This window comes from SAR324 cluster bacterium (assembly GCA_015232315.1).
In the GTDB taxonomy this organism is placed as follows: Bacteria; SAR324; SAR324; order SAR324; family NAC60-12; genus JADFZZ01.
The window spans coordinates 1-24,554 of the sequence record JADFZZ010000033.1; the positions used below are offsets into that span (position 1 = coordinate 1).

A 24,554-nucleotide genomic window follows, 5' to 3' on the forward strand; every position below is an offset into this window, starting at 1 on the left:
CAGCTACTAACCAAGGTAATGCTTCAATACAAGGGATTTTCATACGTCCTCCTGGGGTGAATGGCGCTCAGAAAATTTTTATGCCAAATCAACACAACTCAACAGATGTTTTTTTCGAAAACCCAAGTAATTCCCTATTTCTCAAAAAACAACCCTTGATGAACTATACCCTCGCCAGTTTTAGAAATATTGGATGAAAATTGAGGAACCACGCTGATAAGTTGTAGCGAATTTTTGCATGAACTGTTGTGGCAAGTTCCAGTCAATTCCAGTAGCACACAGAATATCCATGAGTCAGGTAATGCATGAAGACAGCGAGTAAGGTAACGCCAGTATTGTCGCTTGTTACATGAAGCCTCGAGAAATATGGAATTGTTTTTTGTGTTGGCCTGATTGTATCGGAAAGATGTCCTTAACCGATCTTATTATAATTTCCGAATACCACTATTGTTTCTCGACAGTGGTAAATTCTCAGCTTTAAGTTCTCAGTTTTAATGAATGAATCACCCCTCCATAAACATCAGTTGCTGTATACTGACGTTTGGCGTTAATCCATCAACACAACATGAAACAAGGAATTGGTATGACAGGGAAATTTGAAGGGAAAGTGGTATTGGTGACTGGCGGAAGCAATGGGATTGGCCGGACGACTGCGCTCGCTTTTGCGCAGGAAGGCGCCACGGTTGTTGTTGCGGATATCCAGATTCAACAAGGGGAAGAAACCGTGAGCCTGATCAAAAATATTGGACAGGAGGCGCTCTTTGTTCACACCAATGTCGCTGAGGCCAAAGATGTTGAACGCATGGTGCATCAAACAGTGGCCACTTTTGGACGCCTTGATGTCGCCTGCAACAACGCGGGTATCGAGGGAAATATTGCTTCGATCATTGATTGCGACGAAGCAACTTTTGACAGAACGATGGCCGTCAATGTTCGGGGAGTGTGGCTCTGCATGAAGTATCAACTCCCGGTGATGCTCAAGCAGGGAGGGGGCTCCATCGTCAATACCGCCTCTGTTGCAGGATTATTTGGCAGTCCCAAAATGGGTGCCTACATTGCCAGTAAACATGCTGTGATTGGCTTGACCAAAACCGCGGCGTTGGAAGTGGGACGATCCCATATCAGAGTCAATGCGGTATGCCCGGGGGTGATCGAAACTGAAATGGCATTACGTGGATTTGGCGACAATGTGGAACTCACCAATAAAATGAAGGCAGTTAATCCGTCCAAACGATTTGGTCAACCACAGGAAGTCGCCAAGGCAATACTCTGGTTGAGTTCTGATGAAGCCTCATATATCAATGGACATTCACTCGTCATTGATGGCGGACTGACTATTCAATAAAGAATGTGCAAATAAGGAACACTTTCGCCTAAAACGACATCCCATAGGTAAATTCAACCCAGAATGGATCTACCTCTTCCGCACCTGCAATCTGCTGGATATCCGTAGCATAGGCGAATCTGAGAATCAGGTTGATGGGGAATCTCAATCCGAAGCGGCTGAGCAAGCGTAATTCAAATCCGGTACTGCGGCGTATTTGTTTTGATTCGAGCGTGCGCATATAAAAAATCTGATTGGAAACAATGACATCCGAATAGCTCATTTTTCCATCAAACTGCGAATAATCATAAAACAACGCGCCATGCAATAAGCGAAAATAAAATGGTAACAGCCCAATTCCGCGAAAGACTTCTTTGATTGGGAAGTCCCATTCCAGGTTGGATGCCTGATAACTTTGTGCGGTTTCCAGGTGATTACGGTAGCCCCGGATTAACATGTTGTATTTGGTATAAAACGCGGGAAGGGTTTCATTCTGGTTTAAATTGTGTCCCAAGCCAACATCCAGTTTCAACACATGATGCTTCCAGAAAAGTGGAAAAAATCTGGTCATGTTGGCCTGAAAAACCATCATCGTATTGGACAACTTTATTTCGTCGTTTCCTAGATTTTCAATGAGGATGTTTTCTTCCTTGATGGTGAATTGATCCTCATCCGGATTGAGATCTCCCACTTCCTGATACCTCTTGTCAAAATCCAGCGAATCCAACACCCTCAATTTGGGATTGGAACCCCAGGTTTCGGGATACATGGTAAAACTGGTGCTGAACCCAAATCCATTTTCTTCCTGAATCGACAAGGGATAATGGTAGGAATCGCCATATCCCAGCGATACTGAAAAACCAACCCGTCGGCCTGTGAACGTCCGTTTGCTGAAATAATCTTTCGGATCATGATACAGTTCTGGAATCTGATCGAGAGGTTTCAGGGTGAAGCCGGCAATCTGGCTTCGATGTCGAAGATTCATGGTTTCTGTAAACTCAGAGCCTTCAAACGGTTGCTGATGGCTGTAAAGCAGGCTGGCACTCAGAGCTACACCTTCCTCAGTTGTTTTGGATGCGGTCAAACTGGCTTCGTGGTAACGTTCCTGAAATTTCGGAACCGCGGCCGGACTCACATAAGCTCTTGGCAACAGCGACGACGACAGGGACAACGTTGGCGTCAACTGATCATTGGTGTAGGCCAACCGATGGTACCAATACTGTCCTTTGGCCAAAACCCCATACCAGGCATGATTTTGCAGAGGGTCTTCGCCCGAAGTGATCACTCCCGGCACATAGGTATCATCCTCCAGTTCCGCATAGGGAAACCAGAATTGTTGAGTGAACTCATGCATCGAATCATAAGGTTTTGGCGATGCTTCAATCTCATGGGACACCGATGCATCACGTTTCCTGCTCAATTCGGAACTATACCTCCAGGTTGGCGTGATGACTGGAAGTTGTTGTGATCGACGCATCCCGGGGTGCCATTGGGTGCTCGCCAGTTCAAGGCCATTGGTCGTGTAATTCTGAAAATACAGTTTTCCTGATTGGATCGCAGGCAGAGGCATGTAGGCCCCGCCCATGACATGGGTCACCGGCGATAATGTCCCTGAATTGAAATCATAACGATAAATGTTGCTCACACCTGAATGATCTGAACTGAACAACAGACCCTGATCCTCCGGTTCCCAGCGGGGAGTCGCCTGTAAATGCCCCTGTTCAATTTTAAGCAATTCCTGACCATTGGCCAAATCAAGCACCACCATTGATGTTTTCCCCTGACGGTCGGTCAAGGAAAAGGCCACTTTGTCGCCTTTGTGATTCCATTGAGGCGTCGAGACCCGATGATAAACGTAATTTGTCAATCCGAGTTTTTTCATGACTTTGAACGAATCGTCATTCTTTTGAATGTCATACAGCACCAGATTCTGATGTCCCTGATGATATTCCACACCAATAAACTCGCGACCATCGGGAGAAATATCAATATCTCCCAAACGGGCACTTGTCGTCAGTCTCAGTGTTGTTTCTGTCTGGCTGTCATACACATGCAATTCTCTAAAAGCATGAAGGCCCTGTTCATGAACCGAAGTATAAAACAGATGTCGTCCCTCGGGATGCCACACCGCGGAACTGGCATCCTGAGTGCTGATTTTCTTTCGCGATCCGGTTTTCAGATCCAGGAGCATGAACTGTATTCCCCAATCACCACTGTGATCGACATACGCCATGCTGGTTTCATCAGGAGACAGGGCAAATGTTTTTTGCAAATAACCATCTTCACGCATTGATTGTATCGGGGTGAATTCCTGGGTCTGCAAAACAGCCACCCGTTCCATCTGAACCTGTCGCTGAAATTCAATAAAATTTTCATATTCTCCCCCAACTTCTTGATTGGCAGGAGAAAACAGAATTCCCCAATAAGGTGGTAATTTGGCAATGTCATGATTCATATCCCTGACAAACCAGTTATCACCCAGATTTGCCAGATAGTTGACATAATAGGCACCATAAAGATAGCGGGCCGCATGCATCCCTCCCGGACGGAAGAAATCAAGCTGGTCCAGTCTGGTGAACTTGTCTTCCAGTGCCGCTAGCCGGAAAATCATTTCGGATTGGGGACTTTTTCCACGACCGGACTGGGTGAGTTCCGTTTCAAAATATACCGCCAGGCCTTCCCATAACCAGAAAGGCGCGAAATTGTTGGGGCCGTTCAACGCCAGAAACGCACCGTTTACTTTGGCATTGGGGGCAAAACCCGGACGTCCGAAGGCCTCTCTCAACCATTTGGAATAGCCAGCCACGGTATCCAGATGCAGGATGTGAAAATATTCATGCAGAATGAGCGCACGGAGCCAATCGCCAGATTCGTATTCAGCGATCGGACTGGAAATGTCCGGGGCATTGGGAAAGAGTCTCAGGATCGGATAAGGAAAATTCACCGCGTTTCCATCCTGTTCATCCTTGATGTCACTGATGATCAGATGGACTTTTTCTTTGGGTTCCCAGTCCACCAAGGGAGAAAGAATCTGATGCGATTCCTCACCATACCTGGCGGCCATCCCGGCCAGTTCTTCCAGACCTTTCTGGTAATGCACTTTAAGGTGGGGCGTTTCCAGAGTTTCCCATTCCAGATGTGTAAATTTATCCACGGTCTGTTCCTGTGCTGACACACAGTAAAGACTCGAGTGAAACAATAACACCGTAGTGAGCAATAAAACAATGACACGCATCAAGAAACGATCCACTAAGGAATGGAAAAGAGTAATTTGTAAAAGTTTGCTCGTGCCCTGGCCCCGTGGGGCCTGTTATCCATCAGGCGAAGCGTTGTTTTGCCCCCATTGGAGGTCGCTCACTTAGAACACAAATTCACCAACGGCCATTTCACATCCTTCCCAGTTGATTCGGATGTTTTCAGGATCCAGCAGTAGATCTTCCGGCGGCAAAAGTTCAGGAAAGCCTGTCCATCCTTTAGGACCGAAGAAGTCACCTGATTTTGCTTTTTCATCACAACAGGCACGGATAATGCCTAAAGCACCATCTTCTGCGGTTTGAGCATTTTCCATAATTGGACTATCAGTTTCCATACCTCCTGTTTCTATGGTTGGAAAACGCAAATTGGTCAAAGCAAGTCCCGGATGAGCCAGTAGCGATTTTACATTATTGATATGATGTTGCTCGAGTTTCTGTTTTAAACCATAGGTAAAGGCACAATTCGCTAACTTGGTTTGATGGTATCTTTCCCATCGTGGCCCGGAAAAACTTGAATTTTCTTTTTCATTTCCATTTCCGCCCAAATTTCCACCATTTTTTTCGAAGTATTTGATTTCTAATGGCTTACCTAACCTTGCACCTGAAGAATGATTGATTACACGTGCCTCACTGCTTTTCATCAATAAGGAAAACAGTTCCTTTGTTAACAGGAAATGCGAAATACAGTTAGTCTGCATTTGAATATCATAGCCATCTTTGGTGGCTTGATCTTTCAATGCCATAACAGCGGCATTATTACACAATACATCAATTTTCTCATATCTTGATTTGATTTCAGCTATTGCCTTACGAACACTGTCAAAGTCTTGCAGATCACACGTAATAGGATCAAATTTTCCTGTTGAAACCTCTTCAGTCAATTTTTTATAAGATGATGTTGAACGTTCACTGTCACGATTTAACAGCACAACCGAACCACCTAATCGGGCAATCTCTCTTGCGCAAACAAACCCCGTTCCACTCGTAGTTCCGGTAATGACAATCACTTTACCTGTCATATCCCCTGTGTGGTTTTTAATAACCTTTTCCAAATGAACTGTTTTGATTTCTTTTGTCATGGTAGGAATCTCCCTATTATTTTTCCAAGAGTGTACACAATACATCGGTTCAAAGCCAAAACAAACTTTCGCAAACGAACTGCGCGCTGTTTTCGAGTCAAATATGACTTAATACTGCTGATGCAAATAAAACATCAAAATAATCATCCTGAAAGGAATTTCTACTCCATCAGATTGGACAATATGAAGTTCAGGAAGTTGATACTCATTTTTCTTATCTTTTTCAAAGTATTTAAAGCATTACCCAGGCTTTTTTTCAATATACATGGCAACTCATTTCCATATAGATGATGGCTTCATTTATTTTGATATATTCAGGAGGGTATGTCATTTTAACCCAATCAAATCGCATGATTGATACATTAGACATGCATGCTTAAGAACTATTATTCTGCCAAAATACTATGCGACTCATCAGACAATATTCAGCATTTATCCGCTATTCCCTGTTGGGATTGCTTGGCATAGCCATAGCACTTCTCCTCTTACTTCATGGATGCGATGATATCCCGATAGAAGGCGGCAACCGTATCACCGCAGGGCGTATCACTGCCGGGCGCATCACTGCCGGGCGCATCACCGCAGGGCGCATCACCGCAGGGCGCATCACTGCCGGAGTCGCTCAGCCCAATACCCCGATGTTTGCCATCGATGCACAGGGGAACATCTGCAACATCGGTATTTCTGACGAGGAAGGCACCTTTAATTTTGGTTACGATTATGATGACCGGCCTCTGGAAGAACAACTCGCCGAGCCACGCAAAGACACCGCTTTTCGTTGTGAAACAGATAAAACCGGCAAGGTGTTTGTGCACAATCCAACGGTCCCCCTGCTGGTATATGGGGTATTGCCCTCTGCCAGTGATAAAAAAATCACAATACAGGAACTAGCCACTCAGCGCGGTGGTTGCACCATGGGTCGTGCCAACACCACCGCTCAGGGGCAATACCGGATCGTCAGTTCCATCGTGGTTACGGGAGAACCCACTGAAGGCAGTATCCCTGAACCGGTAGCAGCCTATGAAGATCCACCACCACCAGTGGAACAGGTGCTGAATGTGAATCCGGTCACACAGGCTTTGAGTACCCAGTTGCTGGGCAACAATGTGATCAGCAGTTTGCGTAGCGCATATTTCACCAACCCGTCCTGCTTCCGTGAAATTGGCAAGAATCCCGATGCGTTGGAAGTGAGACGTCGAATTTCTTCAGTTCTTAAAGGTCTTTCCAAAAACAGTTACAACACCAAAGCGGATGCCTTGACCGTTCAGGTATTTGGCTCTTCTGTCAGTTTCAGTCAGTTTTATAACGACAAAAATTTCCGTGCCCGGACCCCTCAGGAACCTAAAGGGGGCAACATGGCGGATATCCTGGTCGATACCATCATCCATCAGGACAAACTGAGAACGCCTGAAACGATCATCGCCAAAATCGGGGATCTTTCCGATCCGTCATATCCCTCAAAACTGCTGGATTCTACCGCGTTTCAGGCACGGGTTGCCGGCGTGATGATCGGGCAGGGCCGCACTGCGGCAGAAGCTGGAACCGTGGTGCAGGAAGGGATTAAAAGCACCGCGCGTTTTGCCAGACAAACAGGAAGAGCCTTTTCTGAAACAGACGCCCGTGTTGTGGCACTGCAAAACAATCTTTCCACCTACAGTCAGTCCCTGGAAACCGTGGCGCAAAAAGTTCAGTCTACAGGCGGTGATGCCATAATCCTCGAGGCCGTCATCAATGGAGTTTCGGACACTGCTTCCAAAGTGATAACCAAAACAAAAGCCACTGACAGCACCAAAGCTGGTACCGCGTTTAGCAACACGGTTATTTTGAGTCAAGATTCGATGCTCAATGCCAACACTTCCAGCAATACTGGAACCGCTAAATTTGCTTTGCCGCGCTTGCTCAATGGGTCCCAGAAAAACACCTTGATGGAAAGTCTGGCCCAGGAATTGGCTGCACTGGCGACATCCTCCACCGTGACCATGACCAGCGGCAAAGCCAATTTAGCCACACTCAAAAAACAAGGTGACAAACTCTCTGAGATCCTGGCGTCCACCATCAGCAGTAACCTGAGTTCCACAACCGGTATTTCCGATCAGCAAAAAGATATTATTGCCAAAGCTGCCGCGGCTGAAGTGACCAAATCGCTCAAGCCTTTCATGAATGATCTGTCAAAAGGCATCGTATCCACAGCGGCACTCAACACGGCCACCAACATGACCAATGCCCTGACAACAGGACTGACAAAAATTTATACGGGTGCAGACAGCCAGAATCTGTCAACAGCCACGTTGGGCAATTTGACTCAAACAGTGGCATCGACCGCTGGAACTCAACTGCGTAAACAGGATTTGAGTGGGGCCTCAACTACCAAAATGGGCAATCTGGTATCAAATCTGACAACTCTTGCCGTTGTCAGCACAGCCAAAACTGTCAGCTCCAATACAAATGATGACAATCAGGCCGCGATCGCCTCTGCCATTGCGGAGCAGATTCTGACTGAAACCGTCAAACTTGGAATCGACCTGACCGGGAATTCGCCCCCAGCCAAAGCCACGAACCTGGCCGGAAACCTGTCACAGTCTCTGGGGGCCGCTCTTTCGCAGACTCTGGACAATTCATCGGGGCGTAAAGGCCAGAATATGGAAGTAATGCTTAAAAGCGCGGCTTCCTCTGCTACCACATCCCTTAAATCACAGGTTGATCTGACCGGAACTGTCGATAGCACAGCGTTAGCCAGTATGACGGCAAAAGCCTCCACCCAGGCACAGAATTCCGCAAAAGCGATGGAATCCACCTTTCAGAAACTGGAAACCGCCGGAGCTGATCTCGGGTTAATGATGGATTCATTGCTGGAAAGTGATCTGGATGCCAGTGCGTTGGACAGCATTATGCAACAGGTATCCTCTGTAGTCGGAAAAAGCAGTGGAAACGCCAGTGCTTCTGTAGAATTGATTTCTGCGGCGGCCACCAGCGCCAACAAAATTCTTGAAGCCGGTGGTTCTCTGGATCAGGCCCTGCAAATTGCGGCGGTTTCAACGTCAGCCATCCAGCAGGTGGTTCAGGCGGGTGGCGCCAATCTGAATTTTGAGGATCTGTTCATGGCGACCAACACCATGGCGGAATCCACGGATACCTTATTGCAAAAGGGCGATGTGGCCAAAGCGATGAGTTCGATCAATGTCATTGCTTCAGTCGTTGTCGCCTCGGTCAATTCCAGTTCCAACAATGACGATGATGATCCTGATTTTGACGCTTTTCTGGAGAACCTTGGAGCGTCCATGGACCGTGGAGAAACCATTGTAGCGGGAAGTCTGGTCAATGATGCCACCATTATTTCACAGGCCCAAACTGCCCAAACCACGTTGGAGCAGGCATCTCAGGTGATACTTGCTGGAACAGAGGCTCCTGTGTTACTGGAAGTGCAACCGGTTTCCACCCCCACTTCGAATCGAACTCCAGCCTATAAATTTTTTACTGATCAACCAGGCAAACTGACTTATGAGGGAGGATGCTCCAGTACCACCACGGAGGTGCCCACTGCGGGGGATATCAGCATTACCTTCAATCAACTGAATGACGGCACCTATTCCAACTGTAAAATTTATCTAACCAATGCTGAGGGCGCAAAGTCTCTGGCTTTGACGGTTTCAACCTTTGTCATCAACACAGAGGCCCCAACACTGTCTATTGTAACCGGAGTGCCCGTAGTGACAGAAAACACCACACCCACAGTGGTGATCAACTCCAGTATTGCCGGCACTATTTCTTATCCGGGTCAATGCTCCAGTGCCAAGACAACCGCAGTGAAAGGTGACAACAGCATCGCTTTGAACCAACTCGCCTTTGGAACCTATTCAGCCTGCCAGATCAAAATCACCGATTCCCTGGGCAACCATTCGACCCTGACGCTGTCAGAATTTACCATAGGCACCATTTACCCAGTGATTACCGAAGTTACACCCGTACCTTCTCCTACGAATGATACGACTCCCGGTTTCACCTTCAGTTCTGATTTTGAAGGAACATTGAATCTGGCAGGTTCCTGTTTTGATACAGCACCTGATACGTCACTAACGGAAGCTGAGGATGGCTCGCTATTATATACAATCACATTCAATGGTCTGGCCGATGGAATGTACAGTGACTGTACTGTCAGTTTAACCGATGATGGCGATGATGAAAGCAACACACTGAACATCAATGAATTCACTATTGATTCTACGTTGGCAGGAATAATCGACGTGATTGCATCCACAGGGAATGGCACCTATACTTATGGCCAGACCATTGACATCCATGTGACATTCGATGACCTGGTGTATATTGATACTGATACAACACCTGGTATTGACCTTGATACAGGAACATCATCCGGAATAGCGAGCTATGTATCCGGCAGTGGCACCAACGAACTGGTATTCCGCTATACCATCCAGGCGGGTGATGTCTCCGCGGATCTGGAGTATATGTCAGGTTCTGCCATCAATCCCGAAGGAATTTTAACAGATGAAACGGGAGCGAGCGTTGCTCAAAACCTGCCAACGATTGGCAGTGGGAATTCGCTGTCGGATAATCAGGATCTGGTGATACAGGGTCTTATTGAAAGCACTTCTCCCACCGATAATCAAACGGACTTAAGCCTGAATTCATCGATTGTGGTTCATTTTTCAACCCCGATTGAGCCAACGTCGTTAACAACCAGCAGTTTCACTATCAATGACGGCACAGGAAATGTTTCGGGAAATGTCACTTATAATAGTACCGATTTAACCGCTACCTTCACCCCTTTCGGCGCATTACAGGATAACACTATTTACACCGCGACACTGACGACTGAGGTTCAAAGTGCTGATGTTCCGGCAATCGCGTTGCCTGTGAACTACACCTTCAACTTCACAACCGTGGATCTCAGCAGCTCATTGGTCGCGTATTATCCATTTACGGGAAACGCCAATGACGGTGGGATCAATGGACATAATGCCACAGTGACCGGTGCGTCTTTGACCACTGATCGTTACGGAGATGCCGATAGTGCCTATTTGTTTGATGGTTCCACCAGCGAGATGACTACCGGAATTGACAGTGTGTCACCGCCATGGACTGCGGCTTTATGGGTCAAGAGGCTCGATACCACAGAAACTTCCGCGGCCCTTCTTTGTGAGTCCACAGGCACGCGCTGTCTCAAACTGGAACAATTGGAGGGCACCAACAAAGTAGGATTGAGTGGAATCTCGGATTATTTTTTTGACTATGAAGCGCCAACAGGAATTTGGACTCATCTGGTCTTTTCCGCGGCTTCCAATGCCGTTTCGCTGTATGTAAATGGAGTGTTTCAAGACTCCTTGAGCATTGATGATTACTCTTTGCCGATTTACTATATTGGTAAAAACAGTGAGGGCAATGAGCGCCTCAAAGGCAGTCTGGATGAAATTCTTGTGTATAGCCGTGAGTTAACGGTCCATGAAATTCAGGATCTCTATACGGAACTTGACCGGGGTTTAGTCGCCTGGTATCCCTTCGACAGCACCCATACTGGAAATGATATCAGTGGCAATGATCTCAATGGAACCGTCACCGATACCGTACTTGCCGCGGATCGTTTTTCAAATGCCGAGTCCGCGTATGCGTTTAATGGTATCAGCGCTGATGTTCAGATTCCCCATAATTCGCTGCTGAATCCTGGTTCATCTTACACCCTCTCAGCCTGGATCAACGTGCAGAATCCAGGGCAGGATGATGGACTGATCCAAAAAGGCACCGATGGCTATTCGCTTGGTTTAAGCCAAGGTGCGCCGATGATGGATCAGCGTGTAGCTACTAGCACTTTGTCCACAACTCAATGGTATCATCTGGCCGCTGTGAACAGTGCTGGAACCAGAACGCTGTATCTTGATGGCGTTGCACAGACTCTGGCTACTGGAAGTACTACGTTGGTTGACAATGCAAGCGCGCTGATTCTGGGTAAAGACAGTGACAGCTATTTTGACGGGATCATGGATGAAGTCCGCATCTATAACCGACCCTTGGCACCTTTTGAAGTGACCGCGTTATTCAATACACAAGATACCAATTCCCCAAACTTCAGCACGGCAACAGTCTCCGCGGATAATAGTTATATTGAAATTGTCTTGTCTGAAGGGGTTTATGGAACTCCTTATGGTAGTGGCGCGGTCTCAATTGGTGATTGGGAACTGGTCTTTACATCCAACAATGGCGGTGCAACGGGGGCGATGATCACCAGTATTACCGATGCCGAGGGTAATCCTTTGACCGGAGGAGAAACTGTCATTCGAATACACATCAGCTACACAGGAACCCCCTCTGGTGTAGAAACCATAAGCCTTCATGCGGTCGCTAACGCGGTGTTTGATCAAGGTGGAAATCCGCTCATGATCACCCAAACCACTGGAACCCAGGTGCTTAACGACCAGACATCGCCTGTTTTAGCACAAATTTCCGCAATTACATCACCAGCCAATGACGCGACGCCCAATTATACGTTCAGTTCCAGTGAAGAAGGCACCATCACCTATGGCGGCAGTTGCTCCAGCGGTACGACTTCCGCGACAACCGGCAATAACATGATCACGCTTTCAACGCTGACCGATGGCACTTATAGCAACTGTACCATCCAGGTCACTGATGCCGCTGGTAATGCAAGCTCCTCATTAAGCCTGAGTGCCTTCACGATCGATTTGACTTCTCCCACCTTGGCTCAAGTGACCCCCATTCCGACACCTGCGGGAGACAACACCCCGTCCTATACGTTCAGTTCCAGCGAAGCCGGCACCATCACCTATGGCGGCAGTTGCTCCAGCGGCACTTCATCAGTGACGGCTGGCAATAACACGATCACCTTTACAACGCTGGCCGATGGCACTTATAGCAACTGTACCCTTCGCGTAACTGACTCGGCTTCCAACCAGAGTACCGTTCTGACCGTGAGCACCTTTGAGATTGATACCGTCAGTCCTTCAATCAGTTCGGTGTCATCCTCTGCCGCAAATGGTTCCTACAAACTGGGAGATACCCTGATTCTCAGTGTCACCTTCAATGAAACGGTGACGGTGACGGGAGGCTATCCGTTACTGACTCTCGAAACCGGAAGCACAGATCGCAGTATCCTTTATAGCAGTGGGAGCGGAAGTAATACCTTGAACTTCACCTACATGGTTCAAGCTGGAGACAATTCCGTTGATCTGGATTATACAAACACCTCCGCGCTCACGCTCAATGGTTCCACCATCCAGGATGCAGCCGGTCATAATGCCCTTCTGACACTCCCTACGCCTGGAGCGACTGGCTCATTAGCCTACAATAAATCGCTGGTGATTGATGGGATTCTGCCGATTGTCAGTTCAGTGTCCTCTTCCACCACAAATGGAACATATATTTTGGGCCAAAACATCAATCTGACTGTGACTTTTAGTGAAGTTGTGAACGTCACTGGCACACCCTATCTGACCTTGGAAACAGGAACTTCCGACCGCAACGCCAGTTATGCCAGCGGTAGCGGTACCTCCACGCTAGTCTTTAGTTACACGGTACAAAGTGGGGACAATTCAGCGGATCTTGATTACACGTCAACTTCCGCTTTGGCGCTCAATAGCGGCACCATCAAGGACAGCAACGGCAATGACGCGACCCTGACTTTGCCTGCTGTTGGCGGGGCTAGTTCGATTGCCGGACAAAAAGTTCTGGTTGTTGATGGGGTGATTCCCACGGTCAGTTCAGTTTCTTCATCCAGTTCTGATGGAACTTATATTCTGGGCCAAAGCATTAACCTGACTGTGATTTTTAGTGAAGCAGTGACTGTGACTGGAACGCCCTACCTGATCATGGAAACAGGAACCACTGACCGCAACGCCAGTTATGCCAGCGGTAGCGGCAGCACCACCCTGGTTTTCACTTACACCGTTCAGAGTGGCGACAATTCAGCGGATCTCGATTACACCTCAACTTCCGCATTGGCGCTCAATAGCGGCACCATCAAAGACAGCAACGGCAATGACGCGACCCTGACGTTGCCTGCTGTGGGTGGTATCAATTCCATCGCTGGACAAAAAGCGATTTTGGTCGATGGAGTGATTCCCACCGTCAGTTCGGTTTCTTCGTCCACCACTGACGGAACTTATAAATTAGGGGATAGCATTACCATCAGTGTCACCTTCAATGATGTGGTTACCGTGGCAGGGGGGACTCCATTACTGACCCTCGAAACTGGAAGCACAGATCGTAGCATTCTTTACAGCAGTGGGAGCGGAAGTGATACCTTGAACTTCACCTACCTGGTACAATATGGAGACAATGCTGTTGATCTGGATTATACAAACACCTCCGCGCTCACACTCAATGGTGCAACCATCAAGGACAGTAGCGGCAATGATGCGACTCTGACGTTGCCTACCGTTGGCGGTGCTAGTTCGATTGCCGGACAAAAAGCCATTGTGATTGATGGCGTTATTCCAGAAATCAGTTCGGTGTCCTCTTCCACCGCAAATGGAACGTATATTTTGGGCCAAAACATTGATCTGACGGTGACCTTCAACGAGGCTGTGATCGTCACTGGTGCACCCTACCTGACCCTGGAAACAGGAACCACCGACCGTAATGCCAGTTATGCCAGTGGCAGTGGTAGCACCACCCTGGTTTTCACTTACACCGTTCAAAGTGGGGATAATTCAGCGGATCTGGATTACACGTCAACTTCCGCTTTGGCACTCAATAGTGGCACCATTAAAGACAGCAACGGCAATGACGCGACTCTGACGTTGCCTGCTGTGGGCGGTGCTAGTTCGATTGCCGGACAAAAAGCTCTGGTTGTTGATGGGGTTGCTCCTGTCCTGGCGGAAGTCACTTCGATTGGTTCAACCACCAGCACAACCCCTTCCTATACCTTCAGTTCAACAGAGGCGGGAACCATCACTTATGGTGGAAGCTGTACAAGTGTGACAACCTCATCTGTTTCCGGAAACAACACGATATCGTTCACAGCTCTTACAGAAGGAACCTACAGCAATTGTACAATTCAGGTAACTGACGCAAATGGAGGAATAAGCAATTCACTGACTGTAAGCACTTTTACTGTGGATTATACAACGCCGACAGCGGGAAATACAGGCACACTTTCCACTTCAAACATCAGCGGAGGAAGTCTGACGTTGAGCTGGACAGCCGCGACGGACAACATCGCCACACCATCCACACTGACCTATTATGTGTATTATTCTCTGAGCAACAACATTTCTACTGTTGTCACTGCGGAATCCAGCGGAACTCTTGCAACCAGTGGAACCAATATTACCAGCGCCAATATTTCAGGATTGTCGGTCAGCACCCTGTATTATTTTAATGTAGTGGTAAAAGATCCCACGAACAATAAATCAAGCTATACTTCAACATCTGCGACAACGGGTAGTTTAACCACATTTTCAGGAATTCAAAGCAATGTAGCCATTTCCAGCCTCAGTGGCTGGACCCAATGTTATTCGGATACATACGCTAATGGAAGCACGGCTCTCAGTAGCATTCTCAGTGCTTGCAACAAGAACAATCTACTGATTGCCTGTCGTGCCACCAGTTCTTCAACACTGATCATTGCGGCTCACGCTCCCCGGGCTGATGTCACCTATGTCACTACGGCGGATACAACAACGGTTCATACCGCAAATGGAGTGGATTGGTATTATAACACCAGTCAGGCTTGGGGCTTTGCTCACACGGGTGATGGGGTCAGTAAAAATTCCTGTGATACAGCATCCGGAAGCTATCCGGGTGAAAGATTATGTTTTCATACCAGTAGCGGTAATATTTCAGGAGGCTATCGCTGCGGTTCAACCTTAGGTCTGAACGGAGACGTTAACTATGAACGGATGATTTATCATGCGGATTAATAGATTTTTGCCTCATTTGCTATTTCAGCCTCATTTGCCTGCGAGACATGTTTGAGTGAAAAAAAGATATGGGATTATGCGGCTGATTTGGTGGTTGGTGCCCACAAAACTTTAAACATGGTGGTATCCTGGCAGGTTTTCAAAAGCCTGGAGGAAGGCCACAGTCTCGCGCTCCAGCACATGGACAGGACCTTCAGGGAAATGTTCTGGAACATTCTGCTCAATATCGTCCTCATCACCGCCTCAGTGTTTGCGTTCCCCAGGTTTCTGGACTCCTATTCTGCCACCTTGTGGATCACCCAGGTTTATCTGGGATCGGTTCTGTATGGCGTTATCCGTTTTTTATATAATTTTGGAGAAATATTCGGGTTTCTGAAATATCTGCTGAAATACCGTCTGGATGCCCTGCATTACTGGATCGCCAGCAAGATTGAACCGGAAGTGCACCAAGCCTACAAATCCATGGCCATGTGGAAAAAAATGGTGAGCATTCTGGGAGGCGGACCTTCACGTCAACAATACATTGCGTTGCAGACCAACATTATTCTGCATGCGATTTTCAAGAAAATGATGGCGTCCTTTGTGATGTTATTGCTGTATGTGGTGATTTTCAGGTTTATGATCGCACCGAAACTGATTGAAAATATGACAGGATTGAATTTGATGCAGGCCAGTCTGTTACCCTTGAGTGTCAGTGCTGATTATTATTTCGGGACACATTGGGAAGCCTGGATACTGGCCTTCAAATAGATTTTTTGCAATTTTCTGATGAAAACGAGGGTTCCAGATATTCCACCTGTGAAGCATTCACCCCACCAGACGGAAGTCGGATTGTTTTCAGTGCGGATTCCCCTTTCATGACGGGTCCCAAAAGAACTTCTTCATCCCTGATCTTGCCGTTTTCAAGATGAACCCTGATCGTGGTTGTTACGTCAGAAGCATCGCATTGATCGCTCAGTTCATAGGCAATGACCGTGGCGGTAACAGTGCTTTTGTCTGCGGATTGATAGGGTTCAAGAATATCAAAATGAATATCGGCTCTGTAACTTTCTGTTCCGCATCCTGCGAGACTCACTACAAAACTGGCGATCAACAGGCATGATCGAGCCTTGAGTGAGAAAAATGAATCTTTCATAATTTTCCTTGCTTGTGATGAACCCCTGGTCACGAATGAACATTCGACTCTCATGCAAAAAGCATAACATCCAGTTGCTGGGAAAATTATTTAAAGGGAGATTATTCACTTAGTTTATTGAAGTTAATAAATAAAAAAAATATATTTTATTAAGGATTGAGGCCGCCCCGGGGCTATTCAGTTCTTCTGCTTTTGAGGGTCAACCGGATGATAGGCGGGGATTACAGGCCAATGTCGTCAACTTAAGGCGTTCTTCGCTGGGGAATCCCCATTTTCAAAGGGGGCATGGGGGATTTAACGCTCAGAATGACATCCCCCTAACCCCCTTGAACCAAGGGGGAATTGAAACACAGCACCGTTCAGAATGCTTAAGTTGATGACATTGGATTACAGGCCCCGCCAATTCCACAATCGTATGTTTGATGGGCACGTAGTCCCGTCCTGCCTGATAACTGAACAGCCCTGACTGAGTCAGGAGTTCATTGACATGTTGATAAGTAATGCTACTATGCGTCGTTTTTGTGCTCAGCATGGATCGCTGAGTAATTTTTTCCGTGAGGAAGAGTAACCTGTGAATCTTGGAAAATCATGAATACGAATTGGATTCAGAATTTATTTTTGCCGATCATTGAGTTTATTGCCAGCAATCATGTCGTTGAAGCGCTGATTGGAATCGCAATCATCATTTTCGGAATGTTTTATGTCTATCCCTGGATCAATCTCCGAAAGGAACTTCTTCGGAGAACCAGGGAACTCAAGGCCAAACAGGCAGAACTTAAAACAAACGCGACCTTTCTGACCAGGGACCAGATTTCGATTGAAGGCTGGCATAACACCTTACAGCATTTGTGGGTTGAATTTAAGGAAACCCTGCATGAACAGGAAGTTTCTCCGGGAGTTCTGAGAGTCAGGGCTACCCTGCCAGCAGCCGCTTTTTTCTCACCCCAGTCTGTTGTCGAAACCTGGTTACACACGGATTTTTTCAAACACTTGCCGGGAATCCTCACAGGCCTTGGAATCATTGGAACTTTTTCCGGATTGATCATTGGTCTGACAGGATTTCATGTGGACAATCCCACCCAGACCACTCAGGAATTACAGGGACTCCTCGGTTGGGTCATGAAAGCCTTTACCGCTTCCTTTCTGGCCATTGCCTGTGCCATCATCCTGACATTCATTGAAAAGATTCTGCTAACCAGGGCCTATCGCTATCTGGAAAATTTTACCTGTGTGGTGGATGCACTGTTTGAATCCGGGGTAGGTGAGGAATATCTGGCTTCGCTGGTCAAGTCTTCCCGGGAAAGCACGGATCAGGCAAAGCATCTCAAACAAGGCATGGTGGACGACTTGCAACGAATTATGGATGGGGTCGTCGAGGCGCTTAGAAAAGACTCGGAAAAAAACACTTATGAACAAATCCGTGAACAACGGGTCCAATCAGAAAAAATGGCCACAGAACTGGCAAACGCGATCACAAAAAGTATTCAAAAAACGTTTGAGGGGCCGTTGAAACAGATCACCAAATTTTCAGGCGATGTCGGCAACAGTCATGTCACAGGGTTGCAGGATCTGATCACCATGTTCATGGGGCAACTGCAAACAACAGTGGGCAGTCAAATGGGGCAACTGGATTCCATGATGGGGCAATCCGTCAACTCCATGCGGTCCATGCAGGATAATTTTGCGGGATTACTCAACAATCTGGGACATGCCGGGCAGGATGCGACCAACAGCATCAGTGTGCAATTGAAAGACGCATTGTCTCAGGTTCAGGCAACTCAAACTTCAATGATACAACACATGGAAGACATGCTGACCAGGATGAGCATGAACTCTACAGCGTCCCAGTCTGAACTTCAATCCATGACCCAACGGATGGTTTCTCAACTGGATACACAGATTCAGGGAATGGTCCGGGATCTTCAGACTCAGCGGGAATCGCTTGATGAGCAAGGTCAGCGTCAAATCAGGGACGTGATGGAAACAGTGGCTGTTCAACAAAACAGGCTGATGACAGACTTCAGTCAGCGTTTTGATGATCTGCTGCTCCGTGTGGATCAGCGTAATCAACAAACCTGGCAATCCATCACGGAAATTCAGCAGGAATCCGCGGCAACTCAGGATCGAATGAAAGTACAGGGGATGGAATCCATTGAGTCACAAAATCAGGTCATGCAAACCTTTATCGGCCAATTCAAACAGGAAGTCGACCGTATGGTGAGTTCCACCCATACCGCGGCTCAGGCGATGGGCCGCACCGCTGAACGACTGGATGTTTCAGTGAATCAAAGTGCTACCACCTTATCGGGTACTGTTCAGAAAATGAGTGGAATCTGGGGCGACTTCAATAAAGCCAGTGAAACGCTGCTACAAGCCACCAGGCAGGCTGATCAGGGGTATGCAAAGCTGTTGGAATCCACTGGAAATATGGGGCAGACTTCCACCGTCTTACAGCAGGTCGCCATGGATCTGCACCACATGAATCAGGAATACCGTCAAACGCATGAGCAGATATTGCAGATGACTCAAAGTTTACAGAGCATGCTCGAAACCTCTAAACGGGATGTGAGCGTCAACAGAAACCTGCTCGATCAACTGGAAAACTCGGTTGAAAAAATCCAGTCCTTTTCAGAAAACACTCAAGCATTAATCCACGCGACCAGGGAATATACCACACAACTGGACGATACCCTTTCCTCCGCGTTTGAAAATTTCGGTGAGGGGGTTGCCCGCAGTTTGCAAACATCCAATCAGGAATTTCAAAAAAGCCTCAAGGAAGCCGCGGATATTCTCAGTGAAGTGGCCGCGGAACTGCAATTGGCCCAAAATTCCAGCAGGAGAAGTTGATGTTTCGTTCTCCCTCAATTCCCGTGAAGTCTTCTGATGAAGGCGAAAAACCTTTCTGGATCTCCTATGCGGATTTGATGACCGCGTTGATGGTTCTGTTTCTGGTGGTGATGTGTGTGACACTGCTCAATGTGACACGGCAAATCAACGAAAGTCTCGCTAATGAAGACATTCGAAAACAGGAAATCATGACATTTTGTCAGGATCTTCAACAAATGCTTGGTGCCAATGCAAAACTGTCTTCGATCCAGGTAGATTGTGAGCGGAAAAAAATCAATTTTGGAACAGAGGCACTCTTTCCCTATGCGGATTATCATATTTCCAGTACCACTCAGGGAAAGCTCCGTTATTTTGCGTCCGAACTGCTCAAGGTTGCGGAAAGTCCAAATGGCAAACGCTGGTTAAAACGAATCATTGTGGAAGGATTCACCGATTCCAAGGGGTCGTATCTCTACAATCTTGATCTGAGTCTCAAACGTTCTCAATCGGTTCTTTGCTCACTGATTTCACCAGATCAATCATCCGTTCTGACTTTGTCGGAAAAACTGCAAATCCAGAAACTCTTTCTGGTTGGAGGCTTTTCCTCAAATTCCAGCAAATCTTCCGCGGATGAAAGTCGGCGTGTTGAATGGAAACTGGATTTTTATGGTTTGACGGAAGAGCCTGTCAATGCTCCGGAAACATATCAACTGACCATGCAGGGTTTGTATGCTTTGGATAAACAGAGTTCCATTCCTAAAGCATACGCTCTCAGAGGATTGGTTGGAAACGAATATACAGGTTCAGAAGAGTTCCTCAAAGCGGTTGAAACTGTTTTAGGCCGGGACCTTGTTCTGAAAAACAGTGAAAATCTGCTGGATGTTGCCAGTAACTTTGGTCGATGCCAACTATAACAGCCATGAGTTCTATGTCTCAAACATCACTGGCCCGGCGGCTCGAATTGATTCAGCAAAACTGGGATTTGAAATACAATCCATTTCCCGGAGAATCGTTGAATCCGTTGCTGGAAAATCTGATTGAAACCTTTCATCCTTCCGGAGAGCTGCACCGGGCGTCGCACCAGATCATTGCGTCACTGAGAAAATTGAAAGATTACGGTGGATATTCGCTGCAAAAACGGGATTTGTTTTTCATTAGTTTGGGCCTCAATCACGAAGATCCAGGCTTGTTTCCTGATGCGTTAAAACTGATAAACAGCCCTCTGTTTTACCAATACTGGGGACGTTTCAAAGAGTCCTGGCAAGAATTTGAGTTGAATTCCCTCCATTGGCGCAAACTACTCATTTTTGGTTATTTCCGGTTCATTCCATCCAAAGGTACAGGAATCGGACAGCAAAACTGGGAAAATATCCGCCAGTTTCTGGCTGAGACCTTTGATGAAATGAAACGTAGATCCAAACCTCGAGTCTGGATTGCTATGCTGGAACAGCATCTCAATTTATTGCAATCCAATCCCTGTCAGCCCTATGTCATGGAATTTTTGAAGGGGGATCACGCTCGTCTGCAAGCCCTCAAGGAACAAATGAAAATGCCCGAAGATGGCTGGTTCTGGTCTGCTATTGTGTTTTCAGCGGTTCATGAATCCATTCACTATGACGACAATCGCTTCAAGGAAATTCTGGCATTGCCAGAGCGTGAACCACCAGAAGAACGTCAACAGGAACCATGGCCGTTGATCTGTGCAGAACTGGAACGTCATTCCTTGTATCTGCATGAAGGTCTGGGTTTGTTAATGAACCGCTATCAACAATGTTCAGAACATAGACTCCATCCGGGATTGTTGACCGTGATTCTGCATTACTGGAAAAATCCTCAACGGGATTCCCGTTCTCCCGAATGGAACAGGGTGCTTCCTGAAACCAGATTCATGGTGACAGGCTGGTTGGTGAATGAGGATTTACAGGATTTTTTTGAAATGATTGAACAAGATCCTGTCAACTGCAAACGGATGATTGATTTCTGGAATCGCTATAGCCAGCAGGTTTCATATTCCAGGATCATGCTCAAACCCATGGTTCGTCAACAGGAGGAATATGTGCCACTGATCACACGCAAGAAAGACCGGTTGGGTACCCTGGATAGCAATGGAAAATCCAACACACTGCTGATGAAGCTTGGTTCCTCAGTGTTTGTGGAATTTTCCGGAGCAGGCAATGGATCCTATTTTTATTCCATTTCCAGGCTCCCCTTCGAGTTTGATCAGCAGTCCATCAGTTCTGATCTCAAAAAAGAAGATCCCGGTAAATTAAAAATGCTCAATACCAACAGAGAATCTGTAAAACCCCGATTGATTCAAACCCCTCAAATCTGGGAAAATGAATTATCCCGCCAGTTAAATGCTCTGGGTATGATCCCGGATGCTTCCCGGTAAAACAGCAAAACATAGGGGAAGCGTTCAGCCGTCAGCTATCAGTTTTCAGAAATTATCAAAGACTTGAAGCCTAACGATATTTTCTGCTATTGAATCATAATGCTTCTGAGGCGCATAAACACTGAAAGCTGAATACTGAAAGCTGAAAGCTTACAATTAAACAGCCCTGGGTTTTTGGGTTGATCCTTAAAGGTTTTGGCAATATCAAGGCGTTTTCCCAGTTGTTCCCGGACAAAGTTCACGTAGGTTCCCATGAGTTATTTCAAATTTTCCTTATCTGAAGAACTCCTCCAGATAGCGCAAACCATCCATGACGCCGGAGGCAACGCCCTGCTTGTTGGCGGCGCCGTGCGGGATTTGTTGCTTGGTTCCAGTTCCAAGGACATGGACCTCGAAATCTATGGGATTTCTCCTGAAAAACTATCAGGAATTTTATCGTCCTTTGGTGCGGTCAATGCGGTTGGAAAAAGTTTTGGTGTTCTTAAATTATCCACAGCAGAAGGAGAATATGATGTCAGTATTCCCCGCAGGGACAATAAAACCGGCAAAGGCCACCGCGGATTTCTGATTGAGGCGGATCCTGAAATGAGTCAGCAGGAGGCGTTTTCCAGGCGTGATTTCACCATCAATGCCATTGGGTTTGATATCTGTCGTCAGCAATTGATTGATCCGTTTCATGGAATTCAAGATCTGGAACAGCGACTCATCCGGCATGTGGGTGCTTCCTTCGGCGAAGATCCGCTCAGGGTCGTGAGAGCCATGCAATTCGCCGGTCGTTTTGAATTTGAAATCGCTGAACCCACCGTTCAACTTTGTCAACAGATGGATTTGACCGAACTGCCTAGAGAACGGTTGTTTGGAGAATTCAACAAACTGTTTCTCAGAGCAGAAAAACCGTCACTGGGACTGAAGGCCGCAGAGCAGTTGGGTATTTTGTCAATATTTCCTGAACTGGATGCGCTGAGAGGCGTTCCGCAGGATCCGGAATGGCATCCCGAAGGAGATGTCTGGGTACACACCCTGATGGTGATGGACGAGGCCGCAAAACTGAAAAACGGCAATGAAACGGAAGATCTGGCCCTGATGTATGGCGCCTTGTGCCATGATTTTGGTAAACCGCTCACCACGGTGTTTCAGGATGACCGCTGGCGGAGTCCGGCACATGAGTCCCGTGGAACTGAGCCAACCCTTTCGTTTATGCACCGTTTGACAGATCATCAGGTTCTGATCGACAAAGTGGTTCTTTATGTTCAGGAACACCTCAAACCCGCTCATTTTTATAAAGTCAGGGAACAGATCCGTGATGGCGCCATCAGGCGGCTGGCATTGAAAATTAATATTCCGGATCTCCTCAACGTTGCCACTGCGGATCATTTCGGACGAACCACACCCGATGCGCTTGCCCGTGAATTTCCGGCGGCGGAATGGCTGCTTTCACGGGCACAATCCCTGGAAATCAACGCAAGTGCTCCCAAACCGATATTGATGGGCCGACATCTGCTGGAACTGGGCATGAAACCTGGCCCCGCAATGGGAAATTTACTGAAAGAGGCCTTTGAACTTCAGCTTGATGGAGAACTGACCACTCTGGAATCCTGTCTTTCATGGGCCAAACTTCAGATTTGTAACGGACTGGTCGAATAGACACACATGGATGTCTTGCTGATAATAAATTCCCGGATTTGCCTGTAAAAAAGTTCTTGTAGTTTCCTGACAAGATGACTAAGTTTCCAGCGTTTGGCGAAGGTTTCGCCCTTCTCAATGGTGAGAAGAAATCAACTGTAACCTGTAAAGAGAGAAGACAATGAAAAAATGGTTAGCTTCCGGCTTGATGGCTTTGGTATGTCTGGGGATCGGTATGAATGTGAATGCGGCTGGGGACGCAGCGGCGGGAAAAGCAAACTTTGCTGTTTGTTCAAGTTGCCATGGTGCGAATGGTGAGGGAAATCAGGCATTGAATGCGCCCTCTATTGCGGGACAGGAAGAATGGTATGTAGTACGACAACTTCAAAATTTCAAAGCTGGAGTTCGTGGATTGCATCCGAAAGATATGTATGGCGCACAAATGCGACCAATGGCAATGACTCTGGCCGATGAGAAGGCAATTGAAAATGTCGCGGCTTATATCCAGACACTGAAAGCAGTAAAACCCGTGGCTACCGGTTCAGGAAAAGTCGATGCCGGAAAAGCGGTTTTTATGGTATGCTCCAGTTGCCATGGACCAAATGGTGAAGGAAACAAAGCACTGAACGCTCCCAAATTGTCTACTCTGCCAGACTGGTACATCGTTCGCCAGATCAGCAATTTCAAAGCCGGTATCCGTGGTGCTGATCCCAAAGATATTTTTGGTGCTCAAATGCGACCAATGGCCATGACTGTTGCCTCCGATCAAGCAGCGGCTGATGTTGCGGCTTATATCAACTCCCTCAAGTAAGCAGTCTTTCAGGCTCCCTGCCTGGGGGCCTGTCTTCTTTTTCAGGCAATCCCTGAAAACTTTCCCAAAAACACATAGATCCCTGTTCATGCCTGGAATGGTCATGATCCTGTGGAACATACGACAGAAGACTGATCTTTTTGAGCAATGGAAGTCTTTGCCATGACCAGGAGAGGGCGCAATGTCATCAACTTAAGCATTCTGAATGGTGCTGTGT

11 protein-coding genes are annotated in these 24,554 nt (G+C 47.1%); 8 read left to right on the top strand and 3 right to left on the bottom strand.

What is annotated here, in order from left to right:
- Nucleotides 1-583 precede the first annotated feature (583 nt).
- Entirely contained in the window at nt 584-1,345 is a 762-nt protein-coding gene (locus HQM11_17305; protein MBF0352795.1) for an SDR family oxidoreductase, read from the top strand.
- A 28-nt stretch (nt 1,346-1,373) separates the two neighbouring features.
- Here HQM11_17305 and HQM11_17310 read toward each other — a convergent pair whose 3' ends face one another.
- Nucleotides 1,374-4,559, bottom strand: a complete 3,186-nt coding sequence (locus tag HQM11_17310; GenBank protein ID MBF0352796.1) for a hypothetical protein — start codon at nt 4,557-4,559, stop codon at nt 1,374-1,376.
- A 123-nt stretch (nt 4,560-4,682) separates the two neighbouring features.
- Nucleotides 4,683-5,657 (bottom strand): SDR family NAD(P)-dependent oxidoreductase, encoded by a 975-nt coding sequence (locus HQM11_17315; protein ID MBF0352797.1) that lies wholly within the window; start codon nt 5,655-5,657, stop codon nt 4,683-4,685.
- 404 nt (nt 5,658-6,061) lie between these two features.
- On the opposite strand from HQM11_17315, the gene HQM11_17320 reads away from it, so the two are divergent.
- Entirely contained in the window at nt 6,062-15,550 is a 9,489-nt protein-coding gene (locus tag HQM11_17320) for an Ig-like domain-containing protein (GenBank protein MBF0352798.1), read from the top strand.
- Nucleotides 15,551-15,601: 51 nt separating this feature from the next.
- A complete protein-coding gene (locus HQM11_17325) occupies nt 15,602-16,300 on the top strand; it encodes a hypothetical protein (GenBank protein ID MBF0352799.1) in 699 nt (232 codons plus the stop codon).
- On the opposite strand, the gene HQM11_17330 is transcribed toward HQM11_17325, so the two are convergent.
- Nucleotides 16,293-16,685, bottom strand: a complete 393-nt coding sequence (locus HQM11_17330) for a hypothetical protein (protein MBF0352800.1) — start codon at nt 16,683-16,685, stop codon at nt 16,293-16,295. The genes HQM11_17325 and HQM11_17330 overlap by 8 nt on opposite strands.
- Before the next feature lie 588 nt (nt 16,686-17,273).
- Between HQM11_17330 and zorA the strand changes: the two genes are divergently transcribed.
- The 5 genes from zorA to HQM11_17355 all read left to right on the top strand — a co-directional run bounded on the left by zorA (nt 17,274) and on the right by HQM11_17355 (nt 24,337).
- Nucleotides 17,274-19,532 (top strand): anti-phage defense ZorAB system ZorA, encoded by a 2,259-nt coding sequence (zorA, locus tag HQM11_17335; GenBank protein ID MBF0352801.1) that lies wholly within the window; start codon nt 17,274-17,276, stop codon nt 19,530-19,532.
- Nucleotides 19,532-20,425 carry an OmpA family protein gene (locus tag HQM11_17340; GenBank protein MBF0352802.1) on the top strand — a complete coding sequence of 298 codons (894 nt, stop codon included), beginning with the start codon at nt 19,532-19,534 and terminating at the stop codon, nt 20,423-20,425. Before zorA ends, HQM11_17340 begins: the two co-directional genes overlap by 1 nt.
- Nucleotides 20,426-20,439: 14 nt before the next feature.
- Nucleotides 20,440-21,903, top strand: coding sequence for a hypothetical protein (locus HQM11_17345; protein ID MBF0352803.1), 1,464 nt, complete (start codon nt 20,440-20,442; stop codon nt 21,901-21,903).
- Nucleotides 21,904-22,155: 252 nt separating this feature from the next.
- Nucleotides 22,156-23,547: a polynucleotide adenylyltransferase gene (locus HQM11_17350; protein ID MBF0352804.1), complete on the top strand. Its 1,392-nt coding sequence runs from the start codon at nt 22,156-22,158 to the stop codon at nt 23,545-23,547.
- A gap of 160 nt (nt 23,548-23,707) precedes the next feature.
- Nucleotides 23,708-24,337, top strand: coding sequence for a c-type cytochrome (locus HQM11_17355; protein MBF0352805.1), 630 nt, complete (start codon nt 23,708-23,710; stop codon nt 24,335-24,337).
- Nucleotides 24,338-24,554 lie beyond the last annotated feature (217 nt).

Bases quoted from the DNA above. Each gene is read 5' to 3' on its own strand.
- HQM11_17305 (MBF0352795.1), top strand. From the start codon at position 584: ATGACAGGGAAATTTGAAGGGAAAGTGGTATTGGTGACTGGCGGAAGC.
- HQM11_17310 (MBF0352796.1), bottom strand. From the start codon at position 4,559: ATGCGTGTCATTGTTTTATTGCTCACTACGGTGTTATTGTTTCACTCG.
- HQM11_17315 (MBF0352797.1), bottom strand. From the start codon at position 5,657: ATGACAAAAGAAATCAAAACAGTTCATTTGGAAAAGGTTATTAAAAAC.
- HQM11_17320 (MBF0352798.1), top strand. From the start codon at position 6,062: ATGCGACTCATCAGACAATATTCAGCATTTATCCGCTATTCCCTGTTG.
- HQM11_17330 (MBF0352800.1), bottom strand. From the start codon at position 16,685: ATGAAAGATTCATTTTTCTCACTCAAGGCTCGATCATGCCTGTTGATC.
- zorA (MBF0352801.1), top strand. From the start codon at position 17,274: ATGAATACGAATTGGATTCAGAATTTATTTTTGCCGATCATTGAGTTT.
- HQM11_17340 (MBF0352802.1), top strand. From the start codon at position 19,532: ATGTTTCGTTCTCCCTCAATTCCCGTGAAGTCTTCTGATGAAGGCGAA.
- HQM11_17345 (MBF0352803.1), top strand. From the start codon at position 20,440: ATGTCTCAAACATCACTGGCCCGGCGGCTCGAATTGATTCAGCAAAAC.
- HQM11_17350 (MBF0352804.1), top strand. From the start codon at position 22,156: ATGAGTTATTTCAAATTTTCCTTATCTGAAGAACTCCTCCAGATAGCG.
- HQM11_17355 (MBF0352805.1), top strand. From the start codon at position 23,708: ATGAAAAAATGGTTAGCTTCCGGCTTGATGGCTTTGGTATGTCTGGGG.